Here is a 25,054-nt window from a genome sequence, read left to right as displayed (position 1 = left end):
TCGCAGGGCCCTGCTGGCGGGCTCGGTGGGCAACTTCATCGATTGGGCTCCTCCCCCCGCTGACACGGGAGGATTCCAACCCGGTGGGTTGAGGTTCACGGACGCTCGACCGCTGGCGCGGTGTCGTCCCTCCGGCAGGCCCTGCCACGACGCCCCTGACGGGGTGTCGGCAACCTACCACGCAGCGTCATCACCCCGTGCTGACCCCGGTGATCACGCTGATGACAGGGGCGACGACGCTGATCGGCGTGCTGCCGACGTACGCCACGGTCGGCGCCCTCGCCCCGTGGCTGCTGACGTTTCTGCGGGTGCTTCAAGGGTTGTCGGCGGGTGGGGAGTTCGGTGGCGCGGTGTCGGTGATGACCGAGTTCGCGCCCCCGGGCGGCGTGGGCTGTACGGGTCGTGGCAGTCGTTCACCGTGGCGCTGGGGCTGCTCGGCGGTGCGGGAGCGGCGGCGCTGCTCGCCACCGTGCTGACCGAGCGGCAACTGGGCGACTGGGGCTGGCGGTTGCCGTTCCTGCTGACGCTGCCGCTGGGGCTGGGCGCGCTGTGGCTGGGGCTGGACGAGACGCCGGCGTTCCGAAAGGAGCGGGAGGCCGAGCGGCCGCCTGTGCGCGAGGTCGCGGGGGCGATCGCGCTGGTCGCCGGGCGGATCATGGGGTGGGCGGCGGCCGGGTACACCTTCCTGGTCGTGCTGCCCGCGTATCTGCAGTCCACGCTGGACGCGACCTTCCAGCAGGCTCTGATCGCCACGGTGCCGGCCAACCTGGGGTTCGCGCTGACGATCGTGCCGGCGGGATGGCTCAGCGACCGCGTCGGGCGGCGGGCGGTGATGCTGACGGGGGCGGTGCTGGTGGTGGTCCTCGCGGTGCCGCTGCTCAACCTTCTTCAGGACCCGGGCGTTTCCCTCACCGTGAAGGGTGCGGCGGTGTGTGGCGCGGGTGCCGTCGTGGGGCTGATGGCCGGACCCGGCCCGGCGATGCTCGCCGAGTCGTTCCCGACGAACGTGCGCCACACGGGGCTGGGACTCGCCTACGCCCTGTCCAATGCGGTGTTCTCGGGCTGCGCAGGACTCATCATCACGGAGACGATCGAACGAACGGGGAGTGTGGACATCCCCGCGTACTACGCGGCGGCGACGTGCGCGGTGAGCGCCCTCGCTCTGATCAAGTCACCGCAGCGAAAGGCGAGTTGAGCGGATGCGGGTCATCGGCCTGATGTCGGGCACGTCGTACGACGCCATCGACGCGGCGGCGGCCGAGCTGGGCCTCGTCGGCGACAGCCTCGTGCTCAAGCCACTGGGGTTGGTGAGCGAGGCGTACGACGACGCGCTGCGGGAGGCGCTCGCGGCGGCGCTGCCGCCGGGGACGACCTCGATGGCCGAGGTGTGCCGGCTCGACACGCGGATCGGGCAGGCCTTCGCGGCCGCGGCCGTCCGGGCGGACCGTGAACTGTGCGACGGGCGGGCCGAGTTGGTCGCCTCGCACGGGCAGACGGTGTACCACTGGGCCGAGGACGGCCAGGTGTACGGCACGCTGCAGCTCGGCCGGCCCGCCTGGATCGCCGAGGCGACCGGACTGCCCGTGGTCGCCGACTTCCGCCCGCGCGACATCGCCGCCGGCGGCCAGGGCGCGCCGCTGGTCAGCCTGGTCGACCTGCTGTGGCTGCGCGGCCGACCGGGCACGCCCGTCGCGCTCAACCTCGGCGGCATCGCCAACCTCACGGCGCCCGACGGGACCGCCTTCGACACCGGGCCGGGCTGCGCGCTCATCGACGCGGCCGCGACGGGGTTCAGCGGTGGGCGCCTCGCGTACGACGTGGACGGGGCGCTGGCCGGTCGCGGCCGCGTCCACGAACCGCTGCTGCGACGGCTGCTGGAGGAGCCGTACTACGCGCTGCCCGCGCCCAAGACGACCGGCAAGGAGTTGTTCCACCTCGGCCATCTGCGGGATGCGCTGGCCGGGTTCGGGACGCTGCCCGCCGAGGACGTCGTCGCCACCCTGACCATGCTCACGGCCCGTACGGTCTCCGACGCCGTGCGCGCGGTGGGCGGGACGGAGGTGATCGCCTCGGGTGGCGGGACGCGCAACCCGGTACTCCTGCGCATGCTCGGGGAGCGGCTGCCGGGGGTGGCACTGCGCACCTCCGACGAGTTGGGGCTGCCGTCGGCCGCGAAGGAGGCGTATGCCTTCGCCGTGCTGGGGTTTCTGACCGTGCACGGACTGCCCGGCACCGATCCGGCGGCCACCGGCGCCCGGCACGCGCGTGTGCTCGGTTCGATCACGCCGGGCCGGGACGGGCTGCGGCTGCCGCCGGCCGCTCGGAAGCGGCCCGTTCGGCTCGTCCTGGAGTGACTCGGGCCGGATTTCGGTGCGCCGGAGCCGGATCCTCTCATCCGACTTTCACCGAGGCCTCATACGGTGGACCCATGACGCAGGTGACTCCTCCCGGCTGGTATCCCGATCCGGGCCAGAAAAGTGACGGTCCGCCCACCGAGCGCTGGTGGGACGGCAAGGCATGGACGGACCAGGTCCGGCCCGCGGCTTCGGCCGACGTATGGGGTCCGCCGGAGCAGCTGTCGGCCGACGGCACGTATCCGGTGCATCCGGGGTATCCCGGCCGACCGCCGTCGGGCGGGCGGGGCGGCCTGCGCACGGGCATAGCCGTGGGAGTGGCCGCGGTGGTCCTCGCGAGCATCGGCGTCGGCGTGTACGCGCTGACCGCCGACGACGGCTCCGGCGGCAGCGCCAACTCCCAGCAGCAGGGCCCGGGCGGGCAGGGTGGCCAGGGCGGACCCGGTGGCGGACAGGGCGGGCCCTTCGGGGACTCCGGCGGTGGCAACGGCGGGAACGGCGGCGGTGGTTCCGGCGGGCAGTCCCCCTCCCCCGGTGAGTCCGAGGCACCGCGGGTGGAGAGCGGTTCGGTGACCGACCCGGTCAACGGGATCAGCATCGCCATCCCGGACGGCTGGTACGGCCAGCAGATCAACGCGGGCGCCCAGGTGGCGTCGAACGAGACGTACAAGTGCCCCTCCGACACCTCCCAGACCTGCATGAAGGGCGGCGCCTACTCGGCGCCCGCGCTCGTGCTGCGCACCAAGGGCGACACGGCCGAGGAGGTCGCCAAGGCGGACATCGCGGCGAACGCCGAGGAGTCCTACGGCAAGGGGTACGGAGAGATCACCTCGCACGAGGTGCTGGCCTCCGAGGCGGTGACCGTGGCCGGGCAGAAGGGCTATCTGGTCCGCTGGAAGGCGGTCACCAGCAAGGGCGCCGACGGCTATGTCGAGTCGCTCGCCTTCCCCTCGCCCGCCAGTGAGCAGCAGATCGTCGTGGTCCGCATCGGCGTCGACGCCGGGGAGCAGTCGGTCATCGACGAGATCACCAAGGGCATCAAGGTGTCCACCGGCGGCGGCAGCGGCCAGGACATCTGAGCCGCTCTCCCCTGTCGGACACGAAACGGCCGGGTGGGGCGCCCCTCCGCTCAAGAGGAACCCCACCCGGCCGGGGGGTGCGCGCCGCCCCCGTCCCCACGGTGCGGCGCGGAACAGGTCACCGTCCAGTCATCCCGTGGACGGCGGCCTGAGTCTCAGGTCAGGCCGAGCGCCGGCAGCACGGCGGCCCGCACGAACCGGACGATGTATTCGGGATCGGCGTCCTCGCCCTCCAGGATCGGACGGGCCCGCAGCACGCCGAAGATCTGCGCCGGGATGTACTCCAGCGCCGGATGGTCGGCGGCGACCTCCCCGCGCTCGACCCCGCGCCGGAGGATCTCCCTCAGCGCGTCGAGCTCGGGGTCGACGAGCGCCTCACGAAGGGCCTGCTGGAGTTCCGGGTCCTGCATGACGGCATGTCCGAGCGCCTGGAAGAGCCGGGTGTCCCGGCCCGACCACGCCCCCGCGGCCCGGGCGGCCTCGCACAGGTCGCCGGCGAGCGTGCCGGTGTCGATGCCCTCGAAGCGGGTCCGCCGACTGGCGCGCAGGGCGGCCGCCACGAACTGCGGCTTCGTCTTCCACTGCCGGTAGAGCGTGGACTTGCTGCAGCGCGTGCTGGCGGCGACGCCCTCCATGCTGACGGAGTCGTAGCCGCACGCGCGGATCTGTTCGAGCACGGCGTCGAAGAACTCCTGCTCACGCTCAGGCGTGATCTTGGAGCGGCGCGAGGCGGCGACCGTCTCCGGTCCGTCCGCGGCCTGCGGCGTCATCGACTGTTCTCCTCACTCTGTCCGGCGGCCCGTGGTGTGGGGAAGGCCGCGCTTCCAGTGTGTCGTACGTCTATCGAAACGCCACTGTACCGGAACGCGCCCGTATCGGTACAGTGGCGTATCGGTACAGAGGCGTTTCGGTACGCCGACGTATCGATGAGTTCGTCGAGCGCGCGCAGTCAGCAGCTCGACAAGCTCACCCAGCACCACCAGCGCCACCCAGCACCAGTCACCGTCAGCGAAAGGGCCGGGGGAATGAATGGCCGCACCGAGCCTGCTCAGGCGGAGACCGACGCGATAGCGCGGCCTCCCCTCGTCCGAGAGCTCCTGCTCGTTGCAGGACTCTTCCTCGTCTACAAGTTCGGCCGGCAGCTCGCCACGGGCCACACCGCCGAGGCCTTCCGCAACGCGGACCGGGTGTGGGACCTGGAACGAGCCGTCCATCTGCCGGGCGAGGGCTCGGTGCAGAACCTGCTGCTGCACGGCGACACGCTCATCCGCCTCGCGAACACCTACTACGCGACCGTCCACTTCCCGGCCACCGCGGCCTTCCTGATCTGGCTCTACCTGCGGCGCCCCGCGCACTACGTCTGGGCCCGCCGCGTCCTCGCCGCGGTCACCGCCGCCGCCCTGGTGGGGCATCTGACGTTCCCGCTCGCCCCGCCGCGCATGCCGGCCGCGACCGGTCTGATCGACACCGGGCAGGTCTACGGCCCCTCGGTGTACGGCTCGCCCGAGACCGACCACCTGTCGAACCAGTTCGCGGCGATGCCGTCGCTGCACTTCGGCTGGGCGCTGATGGTGGCGATCGGCCTGATCGTGGCGACCCGGTCGCGGTGGCGCTGGCTGTGGCTCCTGCACCCGCTGCTGACCCTGCTGGTCATCGTGGGCACGGCCAACCACTACTGGCTCGACGCGATCGTGGCGACGGCCATGCTCGGCATCGCGCTCGCGGTGATCGTTCCCCAGCCTTCGTCCGGGGGGACCCCCGTCTCGCCTCGCTCGCCGCAGCGCACGGCGACCACGGCCGGACGCGGCGCCGACAAGCTCGTACCGGCCGCCCGGGACGAGGAAGCCGTACTCGTGGGAGCGGACCGATGAACGCCACCCTTGTCGCCGTCGTCCTGTCCCTGTTCTCCGCCGTCGCCTACGCCGCCGCGGCCGTCGCCCAGGAGCGACTGGCCTCCCGCGCCCAGGGTTCGGGAACGCTGCGGCTGCTGGGCTCCGGCGCCTGGTGGGGGTCGGTTCTGCTCAACGGCTCCGGCGCGCTGCTGCACGTGGTGGCCCTGAAGTACGGTCCGCTGACCGTGGTGCAGCCGCTCGGCGCGCTCACCCTGGTGGCCGCGGTGCCGCTGGGCGCGCGGATCGCGGGGCGCCGGGTCAGCGCGGTCGAGTGGCGCGGTACGGCGCTGACGCTCGCCGGCCTGGCCGCGCTCCTCGTCACTGCGTCCGGGCACGCGCCCGACGAGGTGCTGAGCACGTCCGAGGCGCTGGCCGTCGCGGCGGTGACGGTGGCGCTGATCGGCATGCTGTCGCGGCCGGGGGCCCGGCCGGGACTGCGGCACGCGGCCGCGGCCGGCTTCGCCTCCGGGGTGGCCTCGGCGCTCACGCAAACCGTGACGGTGGCCCTGACGGACCACTCCGCCCCGCTGCTCAGCCTCCAGGTGGCCGGGGTGGCGCTGCTGGTCGCGGCCCTCGCGGCGAGCGGACTGCTGCTGTCGCAGACCGCCTACCGGGGTGGCCTGGGCGCCCCGCTCGCGGTGGTGACGCTGGCGAACCCGCTGGCCGCCGCGCTGATCGGGCTCGTCCTGCTCGGCGAGCGGCTGCAGGGCGGCGCGACCGGCATCCTGCTGGCGCTGGCCGGGGCGGGGCTGGCGTCCTGGGGTGTGGTGCTGCTCACCCGGGCGACGCCCGCGCTCACACCCGCGCCCGAGCCCGCGCTCACGCCCGACCCGGACGTCGCGCACGCTCACGAGGCCGACGACGAGCATCCCGTGGCGGCCGTACTGGCTCTGAAGCCCGAGTCGGCGGCGCAGGAACCGGCGTTGGTGCCCCGGCAACCGCAGCCGGGGCACCTCACACCGCTCTGATCCGAGCGGTCCGTCCGTCGCGGCCGGTTACTCGGTGATGATCGCCGGGTCGCTCACACCCGGCCGCCCGTTCTCGACATGCCCGGCGAACCGCCGCAGGAACGCCGGGTCGCCGTCGGAGGTGACGGTCAGGTCGTACCAGCGCCGGCTCACCGCGAGGTCGACGGTGCGCCGCACCGTGGCGCCGGGCCGCACCGTCACCGCCGTGGGGCGAGGGCCGTACCCGTTGGCGACCTTCAGCCCCACCGTGGCGGTGCCCTTGTTGGTGAAGGTCAGCTCGACGTCGTCGCCGGTGTGCCGGGCGGTGACCTCCGGACCGGCCGCCTTGTTCGAGCCCTTGAACCAGCGCACGAACCCGGCGGGGCCGTGCACGGTCAGGTCGTACGAGCCGTCCGAGTACGCCGAGTTCCAGGTGTCCGCGATGCTCTTGCCGGCCTCGGTGGTGTACGTCCAGGGGCCGTCGGTGCGGTTGCCGGAGGTGACGTGGAAGGCCGCACCGGCCTTGGCGCCGGAGGCGAAGGCGAGCGTGAACTTGCCGGCCGCCGCGTCCACGGACCCGTCCACGTGCGGGGCGTACTTGAGTGGCCGGGAGGGACGCAGACCGCACTCCTGCCGGGGCATGTCCGGGCCGGCCGGCGGCGTCGGCTTGTAGTCGGGGTGCCGCTCGCGGTCCTGCGGCTCGTACTCGTCCGTCTCCGGCAGCACGGCCGGCCGGCTGTCCTTGCGGGAGAAGTCGAAGGCCGAGGTCAGGTCGCCGCAGATGGCCCGGCGCCAGGGGGAGATGTTCGTCTCCTTGACGCCGAACCGGCGCTCCATGAACTGGAGGATCGAGGTGTGGTCGAGGGTCTCGGAGTTGACGTAACCGCCCTTGCTCCACGGCGAGACCACCAGCATCGGCACGCGCGGACCGAGGCCGTAGGGGCCGGCCGGGCGCTTGCTGTCGCCCGGGTAGAGGTCGGGGGAGACATCGACCGTGGACTTGCCCCGCGAGGCGTCCTTCGGCGGGAGCGGCGGCACCACGTGGTCGAAGAAGCCGTCGTTCTCGTCGTACGTGATGAACAGGGCGGTCTTGGACCAGACCTCCGGGTTGGAGGTGAGCGCGTCCAGCACCTGGGCGATGTACCAGGCCCCGTAGTTGGAGGGCCAGTTGGAGTGCTCGGAGAAGGCCTCGGGGGCGGCGATCCAGGAGATCTGCGGCAGCTTGCCGGCCTTGACGTCGGCCTTCAGTCGGTCGAAGTAGCCGTCGCCGTTCTTGGCGTCGGTGCCGGTGCGGGCCTTGTCGTACCAGGGGTCGCCGGGCTTCGCGTCGCGGTACTTGTTGAAGTACAGCAGCGAGTTGTCGCCGTAGTTGCCGCGGTAGGCGTCCGCGATCCAGCCCCAGGAGCCGGCCGCGTCCAGGCCGTCTCCGGTGTCCTGGTAGATCTTCCAGGAGATGCCCGCCTGCTCCAGGCGCTCGGGGTAGGTCGTCCAGCCGTAGCCGAGCTCGTCGTTGCCGAGGACCGGGCCCCCGCCGGTGCCGTCGTTGCCCGTGTAGCCCGTCCACATGTAGTAGCGGTTGGGGTCGGTGGAGCCGATGAACGAGCAGTGGTAGGCGTCGCAGACGGTGAAGGCGTCGGCGAGGGCGTAGTGGAAGGGGATGTCCTCACGGGTCAGGTACGCCATGGTCGTGGTGCCCTTGGCGGGGATCCACTTGTCGTACTTGCCGCCGTTGTAGGCCTGCTGGCCGTCGGTCCAGCCGTGCGGCAGGCCCTCCAGGAACTGCATTCCCAGGTCGTCGGCGTCGGGGTGGAACGGCAGGATGTCCTTGCTGCCGTCCGACTGGTGCCAGATCGACTTGCCGCCGTCGTGCGCCACCGGGCGCGGGTCACCGAAGCCGCGGACGCCGCGCAGCTTGCCGAAGTAGTGGTCGAAGGAACGGTTCTCCTGCATCAGGACGACGATGTGCTCGACGTCCTCGATCGACCCCGTGCGGTGGTTCGCCGGGAGCGCGGCGGCCCGCTGGATGCTGCTCGACAGAGCGGTGAACGCCGCGGTCCCGCCCGCGAGTTGAAGGAATCTGCGGCGATTGACTTCGGGCATGAGTGAGGGACCTCTTCCCATAGGGGGTGATTTGACCGCCGGCTGGTGACGGAAGCCGCGCGGAAGGAGTGTTCCAGGAGCACCAAACGTCAGGGAAGGGTCTGGTGGCGCTCGTGTGAAAGTCGTCGGTACGGCAGGTGTGCCGGGGCCGGGGTGCGGGGATGGTCGCGATCATGACAGAGACGACGCGCACGGATTCCCCGCCGACGAAACGGCCCGTACGCCAGCTCCTCGCCGCCTCGGTCGGCAACGCCGTGGAGTGGTACGACTGGTACGCCTACACGTTCCTCGCCACCTACATCGCGGCCGAGGTCTTCCCGAAGAGCGCGGACAACTCCCTGGTGCCGCTGCTGTCGACGTTCGCGGTCTTCGCGGTGGGCTTCTTCATGCGTCCGGTGGGCGGACTGCTCATGGGCGCGATCGCAGACCGCCGCGGCCGGCGTTCCGCCCTGACGGTCACCATTCTGCTGATGGGCGGCAGCAGCCTGCTGGTCGGCATGACCCCGACCTACGAGACGGCCGGCGTCCTCGCCCCGGTGGTCCTGGTCCTCGCCCGTCTGCTCCAAGGCCTTTCGGTGGGCGGCGAGTTCGCGGCGTCGACGACCTTCCTCGTCGAGTCGGCGGGGCCGGGCCGCCGCGGGCTGTTCTCCAGCTTCCAGTACGTGTCGACGACCGCCGGGCAGCTCGTCGCGTCCGGTGTCGCGACGCTGCTGGTGGATACGCTGAGCGACGGGCAGATGAACCGCTGGGGGTGGCGGCTGCCCTTCGTCCTCGGTGCCGTACTCAGCCTGGTTGGCTTCTGGATCCGCCAGGGCGCGCAGGAGACGAGGAGTGCCGAGCAGCAACAGGCGCCGCGTCCGGGCCTGTTGGAGGCGCTGCGCCGCCATCCGCGCCAGTCGCTGCTGATCTGCGGGATCACGGCGGGCGGCACGATCGCGTACTACACGTGGACGTCGTACCTGCCGACGTACGCCGAACTCAACGCGGGCATCGAGAAGTCGGACGCGCTGCTCGCGGGCACGATCTCACTGGCCTTCTTCGGCCTGCTCCAGCCCCTCGGCGGCCTCCTCTCCGACCGCTTCGGCCGCCGCCCCCTCCTCCTCTTCTTCGGCCTGGGCTTCACCCTGCTCACCGTCCCACTGCTGCACGCCCTGCGCGATTCGTTCGCGGTGCTGCTGCTCGTGCAGTGCGCCGGCATGGTGCTGCTGACCGGGTTCACGTCGATCAGCGCGGCCGTGAACGCCGAGGTGTTCCCTCCCCGGGTGCGGGCGGCGGGCATCGGGTTCCCGTACTCGCTGACGGTCGCGATGTTCGGCGGTACGGCGCCGTACGTCGGCACGCTGTTCAAGGAGTTGGGTCACGCGGACCTCTTCCCCTGGTACGTCGCCGCGCTCTGCCTCGGCTCGTCCCTGGTGTATCTACGGCTCCCGGAAACGGCGCACAAGGCGCTCGAACGATGACGTCGCGGCGCCGGATCAGTACGGCTGCGGATCAGCGTGGCTCCGCGATGGTGCCGCGCACGACGAGCTGCGGGGTGAGGACCACCTCTCGGGGCTCGGTGCGGTCCTGGTCCAGGCGCTCCACTGCGGCGGCGACCGCGTGCCGGGCCTGTTCCTGGGCCTCCTGGCTGACCGTGGTCAGGTTGAAGCAGCTCAGGCGGGACAGCGTGTCGTCGTCGTAGCCGGCCACGGACACCTCGCCGGGGACGGCCACTCCGGCGCGCTGGAACGCGGCGAGGACGCCGATGGCGCACTGGTCGTTGTAGGCGGCCACCGCGGTGGGGAGGTCGCCGGAGTCGAGGAGCTGGCGGGCGGCTCGTTCGCCCGCCTCCTCGGTGTTGTCTCCGCGCAGGACCCTGATGTGGGCGTCCAGGCCGTGCCGGCGCATGGCCGTGCGGTACCCACGGCGCCGGTCCGTGGCGATCACCCCCTTGCCGCCGTCGACGTAGGCGATCGCCCGGTGACCGAGGCCCACCATGTGGTCGACGATCTGGCCGACCCCTTCGTCGTCCGCACTGCGTACGACGTCCAGCTCTCGGTCGGCGATCCGGCGGCCGACGACGATGACGGGGGCCTTCTGGTCCAGGGAGGCGAGCGTGTCGGCGGGGGCGGTCGGGCCGAGCAGGATCAGGGCCTCACTACGGAAGGCCAGCAGCGTTTCGACGGCGGTGTCCTGGTCCCGGGTACGGGTCTGGGTACTCAGGACGAGGTCGTAACCGACCTCCTCGGCGGCCGTGTGCAGATGCTCGACCGGTTCGGCCTGGAAGGGGCTGTGGATGTCGACCATGACGCCGAGCAGCCGGCTGCGCCGACTGGCCAGGGTGCTGGCGGTCCGGTCCACCTGGTAGCCGAGGTCGGCGGCCGCCTTGAGCACCCGCTTCCTGGTGCGTTCGCTGGGGCCGGACACACCGCGCAGCACATGAGGACCGTGGACGCGACCGGATCAAGGTCCTGTCCCCGGCCGCCGATACCCCAGGGTTCTCTGACTTCAGCAGGCCGGCCTGCTCGCACTGGGCATCCCGGCCCCCGGCGCTGCCGCCGTCCTGCCGTCGGGTCGACGACTGCGCGAGACGGTCGACCGGGCCGTACTCGCGGTCGCCGACAACCGGCTTCCCTTGTCCGGCGACATCACCATGCTCAACCGATCAGCAGCGGAGGCTCCTCGACCCGCCTTGCAGTTCGCCGTCACGGACGGACGCCTGGAGCCCGCCGGAACCGCGAGCATCGCCACCGATGTCTCAGCCGCTCTGGCGCTGATCGCCCAGGACGCCGTCGATCTCCTCCTGTCCGCCGAGATCCGGCGGGTACGCGTCTGCGGCGCGGACGAATGCGCCCTGCGCTTCGTGGACCGCTCCCCCGCCCGCAACCGCCGCTGGTGCTCCATGTCCCGCTGCGGCAACCGCACAAAGGTCCGCCTCCACCAGGCCCGGGCCAGACGGAGTGAGCACACCCCGGCAGACTGAGCCCCACGAACTCCTGGCACCACCGCGCTCAGTTCACTCGGCGGGCCTCAGACGAAAGGCCGGGCCGGGGATGCTCTCGATGTCTTCCGGCTGCACGGCGTGGCCCCGGTCGCAGCGGATCTGGGCGTCGACGTGCGCGCCGCATCCACGGTGCCGGGACAGCATGGCCGGGCCCTCCGGGTCGGCGCGGTAGCGGTCGCCCCACTGCAGGAGCCCCATCACGGCCGGGACCAGATCCACACCCTTGGGCGTGATCACGTACTTCGGCCGGCTCCGCGAGCCCGGCTCCTTGTAGGTCTCGGTGGCCAGGATCCCTTCCTCCACGAGCATCCGAAGTCGCGCCGCGAGGAGGTTGCGAGGACAGCCGAGGACGCTTTCGAACTCGCCGAAACGGGACGAGCCGTACCAGACCTCGCGCAGGATCAGGATCGTCCACTTCTCGCCCACGACCTCAAGGGTTCGGGCGATCGAGCAGTTCGACGTGTCCCGGTCGAGTCGGGGGTCCACGCCGGCGTCCTGTAGAGCTTCGGTCGTTGCATCCATGGGGTTGATTCTAACCTCATCTGAGTTTACTTTTCTATACTCAGCAAGTAGCATCGTAGCCGGCACATCGACCCGGCCGCACGCGAGAAACGGGCGCGCAGGGGACCTGCCCGAAGAATCGCATCAGCCACCGAAACACACCCGCAGAGAGGCGGCCGCCATGAAGGCATTCGTCGTCGAGAAGTACGGCAAGGACGGCGTCCGCGCCGCAGACGTACCCGAGCCCACCGTCGGAGACCCGTCCTGGTCAGAGTGAGCGCCGCCAGCATCAACCCGCTGGACAAGATGGTCCGCAACGGGGAGTTCAAGCAGCTCCTGAAGTACAAGCGCCCGTTCGTGCTCGGCCACGACGTGGCCGGCGTCGTGACGCGGGTCGGTTCCGCCGTACACGGTCTCAACATCGGCGACGAGGTGTACGCCCGGCCGCGCGACCTGCGGGTAGGAGGCTTCGCGGAGTTCATCGCGATCGACGCGGACGATGTCGCGCCGAAGCCGGTCTCCCTCACCCAGCAAGAAGCAGCTGCAGTGCCGCTGGTGGCACTGGCCGCCTGGCAGATCCTCGTCGACCGTGCTCACGTGAAGCCGGGGCAGAAGATGCTCATCCACGCCGGAGCCGGCGGCCTCGGGTCGACGGTCATCCAGCTCGCCAAGCACCTGGGCGCCACGGTGGCGACGACCACGAACACCGCGACCGAGGAGTTGGTCAGGAGCCTCGGCGCAGACGTCGTCGTGGACTACACCAAGGAGGACTTCTCGAAGGTGCTGTCCGGCTACGACCTGGTGCTGGACTCCCTGGGCGGGGCCAACCTCGAGAAGTCGCTGACCGTGCTGAAGCCCGGCGGCCTGGCCATCAGTGTCGTCGGCCCACCCGACGCCGGTTTCGCCAAGCAGCTCGGCGCCCCCTCCGTCCTGGGCCTGGTCATGAACACCCTCAGCCGCAAGATCCGCAAGCGGGCCAAGGCGCTGGGCGTGCGCTACGAGTTCTTCTTCATGGAAGCCAACGGCTCCCAGCTGCGCAAACTCGGCGCCCTCTACGACAGCGGGAAGCTTCGCCCGGTCATCGACAGCACCTTCCCGTTCGACCAGACGCTCGAGGCGATGACGTACGTCGAGCAGGGCCGCACCAAGGCCGGCAAGGTCGTGGTCTCGATGGTGCCCAACAACCACTGAGACGCGGCCGGCCACAGACCCTCCGTTCCGGCACGGTCATCAGAGGACGACCCCGTCGCGGTCCAAATAGCAACTATGTCGCGGAGAGCTGCAGTTGTAGGGGGTCGGTGCCATTCGGCACGCCGTATGCCCGCGGCACAGCGCGGCGCGCGGCTTTGGGTGCCCGCGCAAAGTGTGCCCTGCCGCCCCAAACCCCGGTAGATCGTTCCTCGCCACCACCCGGTCCAGAACGCACGCAACCGCGACAACGGTGGCGCGCTGTCGCCGTGGTCGATGAGATCCGGCTCTGTACGGACGCCGTCTGACCGCTCGCATCAGCGGCATACCGGTTGTCATGGACAGTGTGGCTGCCGCATGGCTCCGGCCCGGTCAAACATCTGCCGCGGCAGTCTGCGGGGGCCATACGTTCCCGTTTCGTTGACGCGCGGCCCTCCTGCCCCCTCGCGCAAGGCGATGTCCTGCTCACGGCGGACATGCTCAGGACGGCAGCGTCCGTCCGCCGAGCGACGTACGTTGCCAGGTGGGAGCGCGGTCCTTGTCGACCAGGGCGGCACGGACGCCCTCCAGGAAGTCCGGCGTGCGGATGGTCGTGCACGTGAGGGCGAGTTCGGCGTCGAGGCACTCGCGCAATGTGCGCTGTCTGCCTCGGGCCAGCAGGGCGTGGGTGATCTCCAGGCTCTGCGGTGAGGCGGACTCCAGGGCGCCCAACGCGGCTGCCGCCCAAGGGGTGTCGAGGTGACGCAGGCGTTTCTCGATCTCGCCGAGGGTCGACGCGCCGAAAGCCCAGTCCACGTCCCCGCGAACCTCCGCCAACCTGCTCTCCGCCACCGGGGAACGGCCGGCGAGACGGTTCAGGACGACGTCCACCGGCTCATCGGGGCTGTCGGCCAGGGCGTCCCCCACCGTGTCCAGCAGGTCCGCGGGAACGAAATGCGTGGCCAGCCCCGTATACAAGGCATCGGCCGCGTCGATCCTCTGCCCGGTCAGTCCCAGGTACATGCCGATCGCGCCGGGCAGCCTCGGCAGAAAGTAGCTCGCCCCGATGTCCGGGAAGAACCCGATCCCGGTCTCGGGCATCGCCAGCACCGCGCGTTCGGTGACGGCACGGAAGCCACCATGGACCGACAGCCCCAGACCGCCGCCCATACACAGGCCGTCGATGAGCGACACGACCGGCACGGGATATTCGGCGATCCGGGCGTTGAGCCGGTACTCGGAGGCGAAGAACCGCTCACTGGCCTCGACATCGCCCGCGAGGCTGTGCTCGCGGATCGTGCGGATGTCCCCACCGGCGCAGAACGCCTTCGTGCTGGTACTGGCGAGCACCACGGCGGACAGCGGGGCGTGTTCCCATGAGGCGAGCGCACGGTCGATGGCGGAGACCATGTCTGTGGTCAGGGCGTTGAGCGCCTTCGGCCGGTTCAGCAGGATGCGGCCGACGCCCCGGTGGACGTCGGCGAGAATCTCGACCGCAGCGGTATCAGTCATGGCTCGTCTTCTCGTCCCCCGCGGACCTGGCTGTCGTGGTCATCACGTTCCTTCACTCGCCGTCGACCGCGGGCTTGAGGGGTAGGCACCAGGCGCCTCAAGATCCTTGCACAAGGCGCGGAGCGCCTCGACGAGCTTACCGGCGGCCACGGCGGGACTTCGGCACCGTCTTCGCCACCTCCGCCCTGGACGGTTCGCCGCCGGTACCCCAGGCTCCAGGTCGAACTCATCACCGCGACACGGCCGCTCGCCCTGCGCCCGTCCGGTTTCGATCTTGCTCTCGTCATCGGCGTTCCCTTCAGCAGCCGCCTTGTGACCGAGCACCTCACCGGCTCGAGATGGGGCCCATCTCCGATGTTCCGAAGGGCTTCCTCGCATCTATGAGGGTGATCTCAGGTGATCTCACGCATCTGAGTTTACTTTTCCATACTCAGCCAGTAGCGTCATAACCGGCACATCGACCCGGCTGCCGCAGAGGAACCCGGCACGGCACCCGCGCGAGAAGGAGCACCACCATGGGAGTAAGCCCAGAGGCACACGAGTTCGCGGAGTTCCTCGCGAGTGTGAGCGCGAAGTCGTCGACCCCCGGCCTCGACCTGGCCGTCATCCGTGACATCGTCGACTCGAACCACAAGGCGTCGACCGAGCCGGAAGGCGTCACCTACGCCGAAGTGGACGCGGGCGGCGTCCCCGCGCTGTGGGCCATCCCGGAGGGTGCCGATCCCGACCGCGCGCTGCTGCACTTCCACTTCGGTGGGTCCGTCACGGCCTCCATGCACTCCGACCGCAAGGCCGCAGGACACATCGCGAAGGCGGCCGGCGCCCGCTCGCTGGTCGTGGACTTCCGACTGGCGCCCGAACACCCCTATCCGGCGCAGCTCGACGACGCCGAGACCGCATACCGGTGGCTGCTCGCGCAGGGCTACGAGCCGCAGAACATCGGCAGCACCGGCCACTCGATCGGCGGCACCCTCGCGGTGATGCTGCCGCTGCGCCTGCTCGCCAAGGGCGAGGCCACGCCCGGCGCGATCGTCAGCGTCTCCCCCTGGACCGACCTCACGCTCCAGAACCCGGCAGTGGACGCCAACGAGACAAACGACAAGATGCTCAGCCGTGGCACGCTGGAGCTCTTCCGGGGAGCCTGGCTGCAGGACCCCGCCGTGGACTTCACCGACCCGCAGATCAGCCTCGTGAACGCCGACCTGACCGGCCTGCCGCCCACGCTCGTCTACTACGGTGAGCACGAGGCCCTCGCCGACGACGGTGCGCAGCTCGGCCGCCGCCTCGCGCACTTCGAGGTCACCACCGAGACCCACGCGATGCCCGAAGGGCAGCATTCGTTCGTCCTGGGTGCCGGACGCGTACCCGAGGTGGACCAGGCCATCGGGCAGATGGGCCAGTGGCTCCGCAAGCACCTCGGCGCGTGAGCGAAAGCCGCGTCTGACGTCGGGTCTGCCCGCCAGGCCGCCGCACCACCGCGATGCCGGTGACCGGTCCACCGGTCACCGGCATCCCGCTCGACCAAGCCGACCGGCCGTGCGGTACTTGTGTACGACACCGTTCCGCACGCAACCACACCACCGTCCCGAGGCCACAAAGGAGTGCGCGATGGGAACCTACGAAGATGTCTTCCGCGCCAGTACCGAGGACCCGGAGCGCTTCTGGCTGAAGGCGGCGGAAGGCATCGACTGGGATGGCGCTCCGCACCGCGCCCTGGACTCCTCGGGCGCGCCCTTCTACCGCTGGTTTCCCGACGGACGGCTCAACGTCTGTTTCAACGCGCTCGACCGGCACGTCGAGGCCGGCCGGGGTGAACAGCCCGCGCTCGTCTACGACTCACCCGTGACCGACACCCAACGCACCTACACCTACGCGCAGTTGAGGGACGAGGTCGCGGCCTTCGCCGGAGCACTGGCGGGGCTCGGCGTGGGGCACGGCGACCGCGTGGTGATCTACATGCCGATGGTGCCCGAGGCCGTCGTCGCGATGCTGGCCTGCGCACGGATCGGCGCGGTGCACTCGGTCGTCTTCGGCGGGTTCGCCCCGCGCGAACTCGCCCTGCGCGTCGACGACGCGGCCCCCAAGGTCGTGGTCTCCGCCTCGTGCGGCATCGAGGGCAAGCGCGTGATCGCGTACAAGCCCCTGCTCGACCGGGCGATCGAACTCGCGGCCCACAAGCCCCAGAAGAGCGTGATCCTGCAACGCTCGCAGGAACCCGCCGAGTTGGGTCCCGACGATCTCGACTGGGCGGACCTGGTCGCCGCCGCATCCCCGGCCGACTGCGTTCCCGTCCCCGCCACCGATCCCCTCTACATCCTCTACACGTCCGGAACGACCGGAAAACCCAAGGGAGTCGTCCGCGACTGCGGCGGCTACGCGGTCGCCCTGCACTGGTCGATGGGCGCCGTCTACGACGTGGGCCCCGGCGAGACCATGTTCACGGGCTCCGATATCGGCTGGGTCGTCGGGCACTCGTACATCGTCTACGCGCCCCTGCTGGCCGGCGCCACGACCATCCTGTACGAGGGCAAGCCGGTCGGCACACCGGACGCCGGCCAGTTCTGGCGCGTGGCCGCCGAGCACCGGGCCAAGACCATGTTCACCGCCCCCACCGCCTTCCGGGCCATCCGCAAGGAGGACCCGAAGGGAACGCTCACCGCCGACTACGACCTGACCGGCCTGCGCCACCTCTTCCTCGCCGGCGAGCGCCTCGACCCCGAGACCTACCACTGGGCGAGCGCTCTCCTGGGCATCCCGGTGATCGACCACTGGTGGCAGACCGAGACCGGCTGGCCCATCGTCGCCAACCCGGTCGGCATCGAGGCCGCCCCCGTCAAACCCGGCTCACCCACCCGCCCGCTCCCGGGCTGGGACGTCAGTGTCCTCGACCCCTCGGGCGAGCCCGTGCCCGCGGGCGCCGACGGCGCGATCGTCGTCAAGCTTCCCCTGCCGCCCGGCGCACTGCCCACTCTCTGGAACGACGACGACCGCTACGTAGCCTCCTACCTCTCCGCGTACGACGGCTACTACCTCACCGGCGACAGCGGCCACATCGACGACGACGGCTACGTCTTCGTCATGGGTCGCACCGACGACGTCATCAACGTCGCCGGGCACCGACTGTCCACCGGCAGCATGGAAGAGGCCCTGGCCGCCCATCCCGACGTCGCCGAATGCGCCGTCATCGGCGTGGCCGACGAACTCAAGGGCCAGATCCCGCGCGGCTTCATCGTCCTGAAAGCCGGCATCAGCCGCGACGCGACCGAGGTCGAGGCCGAACTCGTCCAGCTCGTACGCGAGCGCATCGGCGCCGTCGCCTCCCTCAAGGACGTCGCCGTCGTGGCCGCCCTGCCCAAGACCCGCTCGGGAAAGATCCTGCGCAAGACGATGCGCGGCATCGCCGACGGCCACGACGAACCCATCCCCTCCACAGTGGACGACCCCGGCGTCATCGAAACCCTGCGCCCGGTTCTCCGCCCCGCCGATCACACGCCGTGAACGGCTGCCCCAGAACATGAACCACGGGGAGCACGTTCCACACCGACGGACGTCGGTGCCGATCACCTCGCACGCGGTGGACAGTCCTGCGACGCTCCGCCGGACCGCCCAGGCGGCCTCGGACGGCTGTCCGGACCCGGCACCCGACGCACGGCAGACACACACCTATCCGGAAGGCTCGGAGCCGGCTCGCGTACGAGCCACCGGACAGCCCCTCCGGCTCCGCGTCACCGCCGACGATGTCCGGCTGGCGATGTCGGCGGGCCATGAGCCCACCCCAGGCGCCTCGGGCCTGCGCTCCATGCTCCTGGACCCGCGGTGGGCCCGCGGAGGCCCGCTGGGACTCGCACAGTTCGTCCGCCGTCAAACGGCAGACCCCCTTCAACGACGAACTGCTGCTGCCCAGGAGATCGCCTCCAGAGCAGCGCTGAACATCGCGCATGACCCTGCGCCCGAGGGACACCGACCCCCATGCGCCTCAACACCGCTGCGCACGGCGGCCCGGCGACCCGAGGAACTACGGGCCGCCGCCGACGCGCGCCACTGCCGTTTCACCTCGCACTCCGGCGTTCGCGGTCGGCAAGATCGACAAGGTCTCGCTGCGCGCCGCCCACGCCGAGGTCTCCGCGCGGTCCTGAACTCCATGGATGGCGCTGTGGGCTGTCTCCGGCGGGGGCCCTCAGCTCCGTGCCAGGGGCCGAGTGGCGGTTCCCGGGCTCCCCGGAACTTCGCGAGCTTCGCCACGCGCCCGGCCTGCCGGGGACATCCGCGGAGTTGCTCGCAAGGGTGGCTCAGGCCCTTGGCGGGCTGGGCGGCGACGGTGAGGGCCGTCGCCGCCCAGCCTGATCGGTGCGCTCGCTCCCAGGTCGGAGACCATCGAGGAACCTCTGCAACGACCGGTCGAAACCGGGTCGGAGGCCAGGGAGGAAGCCGAGGAGCTCCCCGTTGACCGCCTCAGGCCGCCCCTGCCGGATCGGGTGCAGGCAGTCGCTCAGGATCACCGATCCTCGCAGTTCATGGACCTGCTCCGCGATCCAGGTGATCGCCTCCTGGCCAGATTCGCCAGTGATCACTGCCAGGCTCCTGCCGGACGCACCATGGGTGATCGAGTTCAGCCGGAGCAGGTCAGTAAGGAGACACCTCGTACATGTACTTCCGAGTGCATCCGGTGCCGAGATGTCTGCTACAGACCGGCACCGGACCACTCTTGACCGGCCATTTCGCAGGGACGCTTCCGCCTGACAGAAGCCGCCTTGCGCGGCGACCACGGCCGTCACGACCCTGATTCCAACCACGGCACGCGGGGCGACGGCGCCCCGCCGACAGGGACGGGAACCCCATGCCTCACACCACCGCCTTCGCCAGGAACCAGTGGTACGTCGCCGCCTACAGCCACGAGGTCGGGCGCGAGCTGCTCGGCCGGACGATCCTCGGGGAGACCCTCGTCCTCTACCGCACGGAGGAGGACGGGACACCGGTCGTCCTGCACGACCGCTGTGTGCACCGCCGCTACCCGCTGTCCGAGGCGCCGACCCGGCTCGACGGCGACCGGATCGTGTGCGGGTACCACGGGTTCACGTACGACACGACCGGTGCGTGCGTGTACGTGCCGGGGCAGAAACGCGTTCCGCGTACGGCGCGCGTGGCCTCCTACCCCGTCGTCGAGCAGGACTCGCTGATCTGGGTGTGGATCGGTGACCCGGCGCTCGCCGACCCGCAGGGCATCCCGCGGGCCAAGCACCTCGACTCCCCCGGCTGGGTCACCGTGCGCGGCATGGAGCCCATCGACTGCGACTACGGCCTCCTCGTCGACAACCTCCTCGACCTGTCCCACGAGACCTACCTCCACGGCGGCTACATCGGCACCCCCGAGGTCGCCGAGACGCCGATCACCACGGAGGTCGACGAGGGCGCCGGCATCGTCCGGGTCAGCCGGCACATGGACGACGCCGAGTGCCCGCCGTTCTACGCCAAGTCCACCGGCATCGAGGGCCGCATCACCCGCTGGCAGGACATCGAGTACCACGCGCCCTGCCTGTACCTGCTGCACAGCCGTATCGCCCCGGTCGGTGTGCTGCCCGAGGCGGACGGCAGCGACCCGAACGGCTTCCACACCGAGATCACGTACGCCATCACCCCGTCCGGCGACGGCAAGGTGTACGACTTCTGGGCGGTCTCGCGGGACTGGGCGACGGACGACGACGAGGTCACCGAGTTCCTGCGCGGCAACAACCACACCGTCGTCATGCAGGACGTCACCGCCCTCAACCTGCTGCAGCGGACCCTCGGCAGCGAGCGCACCGGCTACCAGGAGCTGAGCATCAACATCGACACCGGTGGCCTGGCCGCCCGCCGTATCCTCGCCCGGCTGGTCGAGGAGGGCGACAAGCCCGTGGAGAAGGTCCTGTGAGCGGCAGCCCCACCGGGGAGATCTACCGCATCGACTGGCTGCCCGGCACCGACGTGCTGCACGGCACCTGTCACTGCGGCCGCGAGCACACCTCGCAGGACCCGATCGAGATGTGGGAGTGGATGCTCGCCCACCCCCAGGGGCACCAGCCGCAGGGACACGAGCCACTGGGACACGAGCCGCAAGGAAACACCTCATGACCGCGTACGAAGTCGAACTCGTCGTCGACCGCAAGGAGTTCGCGGCCGACGGCGTGCTCGCCCTCACCCTGCGCCACCCGCTGGGCGAGGAGCTCCCGGCGTGGGAGCCGGGCGCGCACATCGATGTCGTCCTCGGTCCGGAGCTGGAGCGCCAGTACTCGCTGTGCGGCGATCCCGCGGACCGCTCGGCGTGGCGGATCGCCGTGCTGCGGGAGCCGGACGGGCGGGGCGGATCCGCCCATGTGCACGAGCAGTTGGGGCAGGGGGACAAGGTCCGGGTGCGCGGGCCGCGCAACCACTTCGCCCTGCGGCCCGCGCCCCGCTACCGCTTCATCGCCGGCGGCATCGGCATCACGCCGATCCTGCCGATGCTGGCGGCGGCGGAGGCCGAGGGTGCGCAGTGGACCCTGCTGTACGGCGGCCGGACCCGCCGGTCCATGGCGTTCACCGAGGAGTTGAGCCGCTACGGCGACCGCGTCACCGTAGCTCCCCAGGACGAGGCCGGTCTTCTGGACCTCGCCTCGGTGCTCGACGACGTTCCCGAGAGCACGCTCGTCTACTGCTGCGGGCCCGGGCCGCTGCTCGACGCGGTGGAGGCGCGGTGTCCGGCCGGGCTGCTGCATGTGGAACGGTTCGCCCCGAAGGAGCAGGAGGACGGCGCGAACACGGAGTTCGAGGTCGAGCTGGCGCAGAGCGGCAAGACGCTCACCGTGTCCCCGGACGTCTCCGTGCTCGACGCCGTGCGCGCCGCCGGTGTCGAGGTGCTGTTCTCGTGCACCGAGGGCACCTGCGGGACCTGCGAGACCGACGTCCTCGACGGCACCCCGGAACACCGGGACTCCGTGCTCACGCAGGAGGAGCAGGAGAGCGGCGAGACGATGATGATCTGTGTGTCCCGGTGCCGTGGGAAGCGGCTCGTGCTGGACCTGTGATCCTCAGGTCGGCCTCGATCCGGGCCACCGCCGCGAGCAGATGCGGCAGCAGGTCCGCACGGATCGAGTCCACCGACGTACGGCCGGCGTGCACCGCGACGTTCACGCCGGCCACCACCTCGCCGTCCCGGTCCCGCACCGGCGCGGCCACCGACCGGAGCCCCTCCTCCAGCTCCTGGTCGACGATGGCGTAACCCTGCCGGCGGACGCGCCGCAGTTCCGCCCGCAGGGGGTCCGGCGAGGTGATGGTGCGCGCGGTCAGCGGCTTCAACTCCGCGCGGGCGAGACGGACTTCGATCTCCTCCTCCGGCAGATGGGCGAGGATCACCCGGCCCACCGACGTCACATACGCCGGGAAGCGGGTGCCGACCGTGATGGACGCGGTCATGATGCGACGGGTCGGCACTCGCGCCACGTACACGATGTCGTCGCCGTCCAGGACGCACAGCGACGACGACTCCCGTACGCGCGCCACGAGTTGCTCGAGGTGCGGCTCGGCGATCTGCGGCAAGGTGACGCTGGAGAGGTACGAGTAGCCCAGCTCCAGCACCCGTGGCGTGAGGCGGAAGAGGCGTCCGTCCTGGTGGACGTAGCCGAGGTCGGCGAGGGTCAGTAGCAGTCGGCGGGCGGCGGCGCGGGTCAGGTCGCAGGCGTGGGCGACCTCGCTGAGCGTGCGGGCGGGGTGCTCGGCGTCGAAGGAGCGGATCACGGCGAGGCCGCGCTCGAAGGACCTCACGAAGTGTGGTGCGCGGTCTCCCGGAAGCATCGCCACCTCCAATAGCGTCAACAATGTTGTCGGCGAACCCCTTTGCCCCGGCTCCGTTGAGACTTCTACCTTCCCGCCGGGCATTTCCGCGCACTACTGTGCGCCTTGCGCACAACCTGTCGGAACACCGCTGCACCGTTGTCTGTACAGGAGGAGCCATGCGTCGTCTGTCGGCCGGTCTCACCGCCGGCGTCCTGCTGTTCGTCGCGACGGCCTGTGGCTCGTCCGACGGCGGTTCGCCGGACGCGGGCGCGTCGTCCGGCGGTGTCACCACCGTCAAGCTCGGAATCATCCCGATCGTGGATGTCGCGCCGCTGTATCTCGGCCAGAAGAAGGGCTTATTCGAGAAGCACGGCCTGAAACTGGAGTTCACCGCCGCTCAGGGCGGTGCCGCGATCGTGCCCGGCGTGGTCAGCGGGCAGTTCCAGTTCGGCTTCAGCAATGTGACGTCCCTGATGGTCGCCCAGACCAACGGTGTTCCCGTGCGGGCCGTCGCCAACGGCATCGCGTCGACCGGCGTGCGGGGCAAGGACTTCAACGGCCTGATGGTCAAGAAGGACAGCCCCGTCAAGTCGCCGAAGGAGCTCGAGGGCAAGAAGGTCGCCATCAACACCCTGAAGAACATCAACGAGACCGCGGTCCGCCAGGCGGTGCGCGAGGCGGGCGGTGACCCGGACAAGGTGAACCTCGTCGAGATGCCCTTCGACCAGATGCCCGCCGCCCTCGACAACGGCCAGATCGACGCCGCGTGCGTGGTCGAACCGGCGACCGCCACCATCCGCAGCCAGGGCGGCCGGGAGATCGCCTCGCCCTTGGTCGACGTCGCGCCGGAAGTCACCGTCGCGATGTACTTCACCTCGACGCAGTACGCGCAGCAACACCCGGACGTGGTCAAGAAGTTCCAGGACGCCACCGCCGAGTCCCTCGCATACGCCGAGGCCCACCCGGACGAGGCCCGGCAGATCGTCACGACGTACACCAAGATCCCGGCGTCGGTGCTGGAGCAGGTGATCCTGCCGAAGTGGCCGAGCGAGCCGAACCGCTCCTCCATCGAGGCGCTCATGAAGCTCGGCGAGGAGGACGGCCTCTTCAAGAAGACGCCCGACCTGGACGCGCTGCTGCCGTGAGGGGCATGAACGCATGAGGGGCCAGAACGTCGCACTCGGTGCGGCCGGGCTCGCCGCCTTCCTCGCCCTGGGCGAGGCGGTGCCGCGGCTCGGCCTGGTCAAGGAGGCGTACTTCCCGCCGGCGAGCCGTATCGCCGAAGCGCTCGCGGACGAGGTCAGCGACTTTGCCTTCTGGAGCGCACTCGGCGACACCCTCACCGGCTGGGCGCTGGGCCTGGCCATCGCGGTCTGCGCCGGTGTCGTCGCGGGCGTGGTCATCTCCGTCGTGCCGTACCTGCGCGAGGCGACGGCCTCGACGATCGAGTTCCTGCGCCCGATCCCGTCGGTGGCGCTGATCCCGCTGGCGGTGCTGCTCTACGGCACCGAACTGAAGTCGGTGCTCCTGCTGGTGGTGTACGCCTCCTTCTGGCAGGTACTGATCCAGACCCTGTACGGCGTCCAGGACGTGGACCCGGTCGCCGAGGAGACGGCACGCTCCTACGGCCTCGGCACCTGGGCGCGCGTGCGCCATGTGCTGTGGCCGACGGCCCTGCCGTACGTCATGACCGGTGTGCGGCTGGCCGCCGCGGTGGCGCTGGTCCTCGCGATCACCGCCGAACTCGTCATCGGCGCCCCGGGGTTGGGCCGGCAGATCGCGGTGGCGCAGACCTCGCAGGCGGTGCCGCAGATGTACGCGCTCATCGTGGTCGCGGGTCTGCTGGGGCTGCTCATCAACGTCGGCGCGCGAACGGTGGAGCGGCGGGCGCTGGCCTGGCACCAGTCGGTGCGCGGGGAGGTGGCGGTGTGATCGGGCGCTTGCTGACGCGGCTGTTCTTCGTCGTCGCGCTGCCCGTGGTGCTGGTCGCCGTGTGGTGGGCTGCGTCGGACGGCAGTACGGATCCCTTCTGGCCGCCGCTGCGGACGATCCTCGACACCTTCCCGGACGTCTGGACGGCCGACCGGCTGCGCACGGACGTCGTGCCGAGCATCCTGCGCCTTCTGGGCGGCTATGCGCTGGCCGCTGTGGTGGGCGTCGCGCTCGGCACGGTCATCGGCTCCTACCGCAGGGTGCGCGCGGTGTGCGAGCCGGTCCTGGAGTTCCTGCGGGCCGTGCCGCCGCCCGTCCTGGTGCCGGTCATCACGCTGTTCGCGGGCATCGGCGACACCATGAAGATCGTCGTGATCGCGAGCGGCTGCGTCTGGCCGATCCTGCTCAACACCGTGGAGGGCGTGCGCGCGGTCGACTCGGTGATGCTGGAGACGGCCCGCTCCTACGGCGTCACGGGGTTCGCCCGCCTGCGCCATCTGGTGCTGCGCTCGGCGAGCCCGCAGATCCTCGCCGGGCTGCGCCAGGCACTCTCGATCGGCATCATCCTCATGGTCATCAGCGAGATGTTCACCGCCAACAACGGCATCGGCTTCACCGTCGTCCAGTTCCAGCGCAGCTTCGCGATCCCCGACATGTGGACCGGGATCCTCGTCCTCGGTCTGCTCGGCTTCCTGCTCTCCGTCGTCTTCCGACTGGTCGAGCGCCGGGTGCTCGGCTGGTACCACGGTCTGCGTGCGACCACCCGGCGGTCCTGAAGTGAACATCGTGAAGGGGCGGT

Annotated in this window: 21 protein-coding genes and 3 pseudogenes; 18 read left to right on the top strand and 6 right to left on the bottom strand. The window is 70.5% G+C overall.

The window, feature by feature from the left end; all coding sequences use genetic code 11:
* Positions 1 to 209: 209 nt before the first annotated feature.
* The 3 genes and pseudogenes from AB5J49_RS40980 to AB5J49_RS40970 form a co-directional block, all read left to right on the top strand.
* A pseudogene (locus AB5J49_RS40980) lies at positions 210 to 1,195 on the top strand (MFS transporter); the annotation flags it as partial.
* A 4-nt stretch (positions 1,196 to 1,199) separates the two neighbouring features.
* Entirely contained in the window at positions 1,200 to 2,354 is a 1,155-nt protein-coding gene (locus tag AB5J49_RS40975) for an anhydro-N-acetylmuramic acid kinase (protein ID WP_369173947.1), read from the top strand.
* 74 nt (positions 2,355 to 2,428) lie between these two features.
* Entirely contained in the window at positions 2,429 to 3,433 is a 1,005-nt protein-coding gene (locus AB5J49_RS40970) for a DUF2510 domain-containing protein (RefSeq protein WP_369173946.1), read from the top strand.
* A gap of 155 nt (positions 3,434 to 3,588) precedes the next feature.
* Here AB5J49_RS40970 and AB5J49_RS40965 read toward each other — a convergent pair whose 3' ends face one another.
* The gene (locus tag AB5J49_RS40965) at positions 3,589 to 4,203 is read right to left on the bottom strand and encodes a TetR/AcrR family transcriptional regulator C-terminal ligand-binding domain-containing protein (RefSeq protein WP_369173945.1); all 615 of its coding nucleotides are present in this window, start codon (positions 4,201 to 4,203) and stop codon (positions 3,589 to 3,591) included.
* Positions 4,204 to 4,458: 255 nt separating this feature from the next.
* Here AB5J49_RS40965 and AB5J49_RS40960 point away from each other — a divergent pair, with 255 nt between their 5' ends.
* Complete coding sequence (locus AB5J49_RS40960; RefSeq protein WP_369175427.1) at positions 4,459 to 5,304, top strand: phosphatase PAP2 family protein; 846 nt, start codon at positions 4,459 to 4,461, stop codon at positions 5,302 to 5,304.
* Entirely contained in the window at positions 5,301 to 6,293 is a 993-nt protein-coding gene (locus AB5J49_RS40955; protein WP_369173944.1) for a hypothetical protein, read from the top strand. The genes AB5J49_RS40960 and AB5J49_RS40955 overlap by 4 nt, the downstream gene beginning before the upstream one ends.
* Positions 6,294 to 6,320: 27 nt before the next feature.
* Here the strand turns inward: AB5J49_RS40955 and AB5J49_RS40950 are convergent, their stop codons facing one another.
* A complete protein-coding gene (locus AB5J49_RS40950) occupies positions 6,321 to 8,372 on the bottom strand; it encodes a phosphocholine-specific phospholipase C (RefSeq protein ID WP_369173943.1) in 2,052 nt (683 codons plus the stop codon).
* Between the two features lie 161 nt (positions 8,373 to 8,533).
* Between AB5J49_RS40950 and AB5J49_RS40945 the strand changes: the two genes are divergently transcribed.
* Entirely contained in the window at positions 8,534 to 9,832 is a 1,299-nt protein-coding gene (locus tag AB5J49_RS40945) for an MFS transporter (protein WP_369173942.1), read from the top strand.
* 31 nt (positions 9,833 to 9,863) lie between these two features.
* Here AB5J49_RS40945 and AB5J49_RS40940 read toward each other — a convergent pair whose 3' ends face one another.
* Positions 9,864 to 10,790 carry a LacI family DNA-binding transcriptional regulator gene (locus AB5J49_RS40940; RefSeq protein WP_369173941.1) on the bottom strand — a complete coding sequence of 309 codons (927 nt, stop codon included), beginning with the start codon at positions 10,788 to 10,790 and terminating at the stop codon, positions 9,864 to 9,866.
* 79 nt (positions 10,791 to 10,869) lie between these two features.
* On the opposite strand from AB5J49_RS40940, the pseudogene AB5J49_RS40935 reads away from it, so the two are divergent.
* Positions 10,870 to 11,145, top strand: a pseudogene (locus AB5J49_RS40935) (hypothetical protein); the annotation flags it as partial.
* On the top strand, positions 11,119 to 11,334 hold the full coding sequence (locus AB5J49_RS40930; protein WP_369175426.1) for a CGNR zinc finger domain-containing protein: 216 nt from the start codon (positions 11,119 to 11,121) through the stop codon (positions 11,332 to 11,334). The pseudogene AB5J49_RS40935 and the gene AB5J49_RS40930, both read left to right, overlap by 27 nt.
* Positions 11,335 to 11,367: 33 nt before the next feature.
* On the opposite strand, the gene AB5J49_RS40925 is transcribed toward AB5J49_RS40930, so the two are convergent.
* Positions 11,368 to 11,877 (bottom strand): winged helix-turn-helix transcriptional regulator, encoded by a 510-nt coding sequence (locus AB5J49_RS40925; protein WP_369173940.1) that lies wholly within the window; start codon positions 11,875 to 11,877, stop codon positions 11,368 to 11,370.
* Between the two features lie 160 nt (positions 11,878 to 12,037).
* On the opposite strand from AB5J49_RS40925, the pseudogene AB5J49_RS40920 reads away from it, so the two are divergent.
* Positions 12,038 to 13,047 (top strand): annotated as a pseudogene (locus AB5J49_RS40920) (NADP-dependent oxidoreductase).
* Positions 13,048 to 13,524: 477 nt separating this feature from the next.
* Here the strand turns inward: AB5J49_RS40920 and AB5J49_RS40915 are convergent.
* A complete protein-coding gene (locus AB5J49_RS40915; protein ID WP_369173939.1) occupies positions 13,525 to 14,535 on the bottom strand; it encodes an enoyl-CoA hydratase/isomerase family protein in 1,011 nt (336 codons plus the stop codon).
* Positions 14,536 to 15,050: 515 nt separating this feature from the next.
* Here AB5J49_RS40915 and AB5J49_RS40910 point away from each other — a divergent pair.
* From AB5J49_RS40910 to AB5J49_RS40885, 6 genes are all read left to right on the top strand, one after another.
* Positions 15,051 to 15,962 carry an alpha/beta hydrolase gene (locus AB5J49_RS40910; RefSeq protein ID WP_369173938.1) on the top strand — a complete coding sequence of 304 codons (912 nt, stop codon included), beginning with the start codon at positions 15,051 to 15,053 and terminating at the stop codon, positions 15,960 to 15,962.
* 181 nt (positions 15,963 to 16,143) lie between these two features.
* On the top strand, positions 16,144 to 18,033 hold the full coding sequence (locus AB5J49_RS40905) for a propionyl-CoA synthetase (protein ID WP_369173937.1): 1,890 nt from the start codon (positions 16,144 to 16,146) through the stop codon (positions 18,031 to 18,033).
* A 440-nt stretch (positions 18,034 to 18,473) separates the two neighbouring features.
* Entirely contained in the window at positions 18,474 to 18,671 is a 198-nt protein-coding gene (locus AB5J49_RS40900; RefSeq protein ID WP_369173936.1) for a hypothetical protein, read from the top strand.
* Between the two features lie 701 nt (positions 18,672 to 19,372).
* Complete coding sequence (locus AB5J49_RS40895; protein ID WP_369173935.1) at positions 19,373 to 20,443, top strand: Rieske 2Fe-2S domain-containing protein; 1,071 nt, start codon at positions 19,373 to 19,375, stop codon at positions 20,441 to 20,443.
* Positions 20,440 to 20,643 carry a hypothetical protein gene (locus AB5J49_RS40890; RefSeq protein ID WP_369173934.1) on the top strand — a complete coding sequence of 68 codons (204 nt, stop codon included), beginning with the start codon at positions 20,440 to 20,442 and terminating at the stop codon, positions 20,641 to 20,643. The genes AB5J49_RS40895 and AB5J49_RS40890 overlap by 4 nt, the downstream gene beginning before the upstream one ends.
* On the top strand, positions 20,640 to 21,575 hold the full coding sequence (locus tag AB5J49_RS40885; RefSeq protein WP_369173933.1) for a 2Fe-2S iron-sulfur cluster-binding protein: 936 nt from the start codon (positions 20,640 to 20,642) through the stop codon (positions 21,573 to 21,575). The genes AB5J49_RS40890 and AB5J49_RS40885 overlap by 4 nt, the downstream gene beginning before the upstream one ends.
* Here AB5J49_RS40885 and AB5J49_RS40880 read toward each other — a convergent pair.
* The gene (locus tag AB5J49_RS40880) at positions 21,490 to 22,341 is read right to left on the bottom strand and encodes an IclR family transcriptional regulator C-terminal domain-containing protein (protein WP_369175425.1); all 852 of its coding nucleotides are present in this window, start codon (positions 22,339 to 22,341) and stop codon (positions 21,490 to 21,492) included. The two genes, AB5J49_RS40885 and AB5J49_RS40880, sit on opposite strands and share 86 nt — an antisense overlap.
* A 158-nt stretch (positions 22,342 to 22,499) precedes the next feature.
* Here AB5J49_RS40880 and AB5J49_RS40875 point away from each other — a divergent pair, with 158 nt between their 5' ends.
* The 3 genes from AB5J49_RS40875 to AB5J49_RS40865 are packed head-to-tail and all read left to right on the top strand — an operon-like array spanning position 22,500 to position 25,031.
* On the top strand, positions 22,500 to 23,468 hold the full coding sequence (locus AB5J49_RS40875) for an ABC transporter substrate-binding protein (RefSeq protein WP_369173932.1): 969 nt from the start codon (positions 22,500 to 22,502) through the stop codon (positions 23,466 to 23,468).
* 13 nt (positions 23,469 to 23,481) lie between these two features.
* Positions 23,482 to 24,255 (top strand): ABC transporter permease, encoded by a 774-nt coding sequence (locus AB5J49_RS40870; protein WP_369173931.1) that lies wholly within the window; start codon positions 23,482 to 23,484, stop codon positions 24,253 to 24,255.
* Positions 24,255 to 25,031 carry an ABC transporter permease gene (locus AB5J49_RS40865; RefSeq protein WP_369175424.1) on the top strand — a complete coding sequence of 259 codons (777 nt, stop codon included), beginning with the start codon at positions 24,255 to 24,257 and terminating at the stop codon, positions 25,029 to 25,031. Before AB5J49_RS40870 ends, AB5J49_RS40865 begins: the two co-directional genes overlap by 1 nt.
* Positions 25,032 to 25,054: the final 23 nt, after the last annotated feature.

This window comes from Streptomyces sp. R28 (assembly GCF_041052385.1).
In the GTDB taxonomy this organism is placed as follows: Bacteria; Actinomycetota; Actinomycetes; order Streptomycetales; family Streptomycetaceae; genus Streptomyces.
This window is presented reverse-complemented; position numbering and strand designations above follow the sequence as displayed.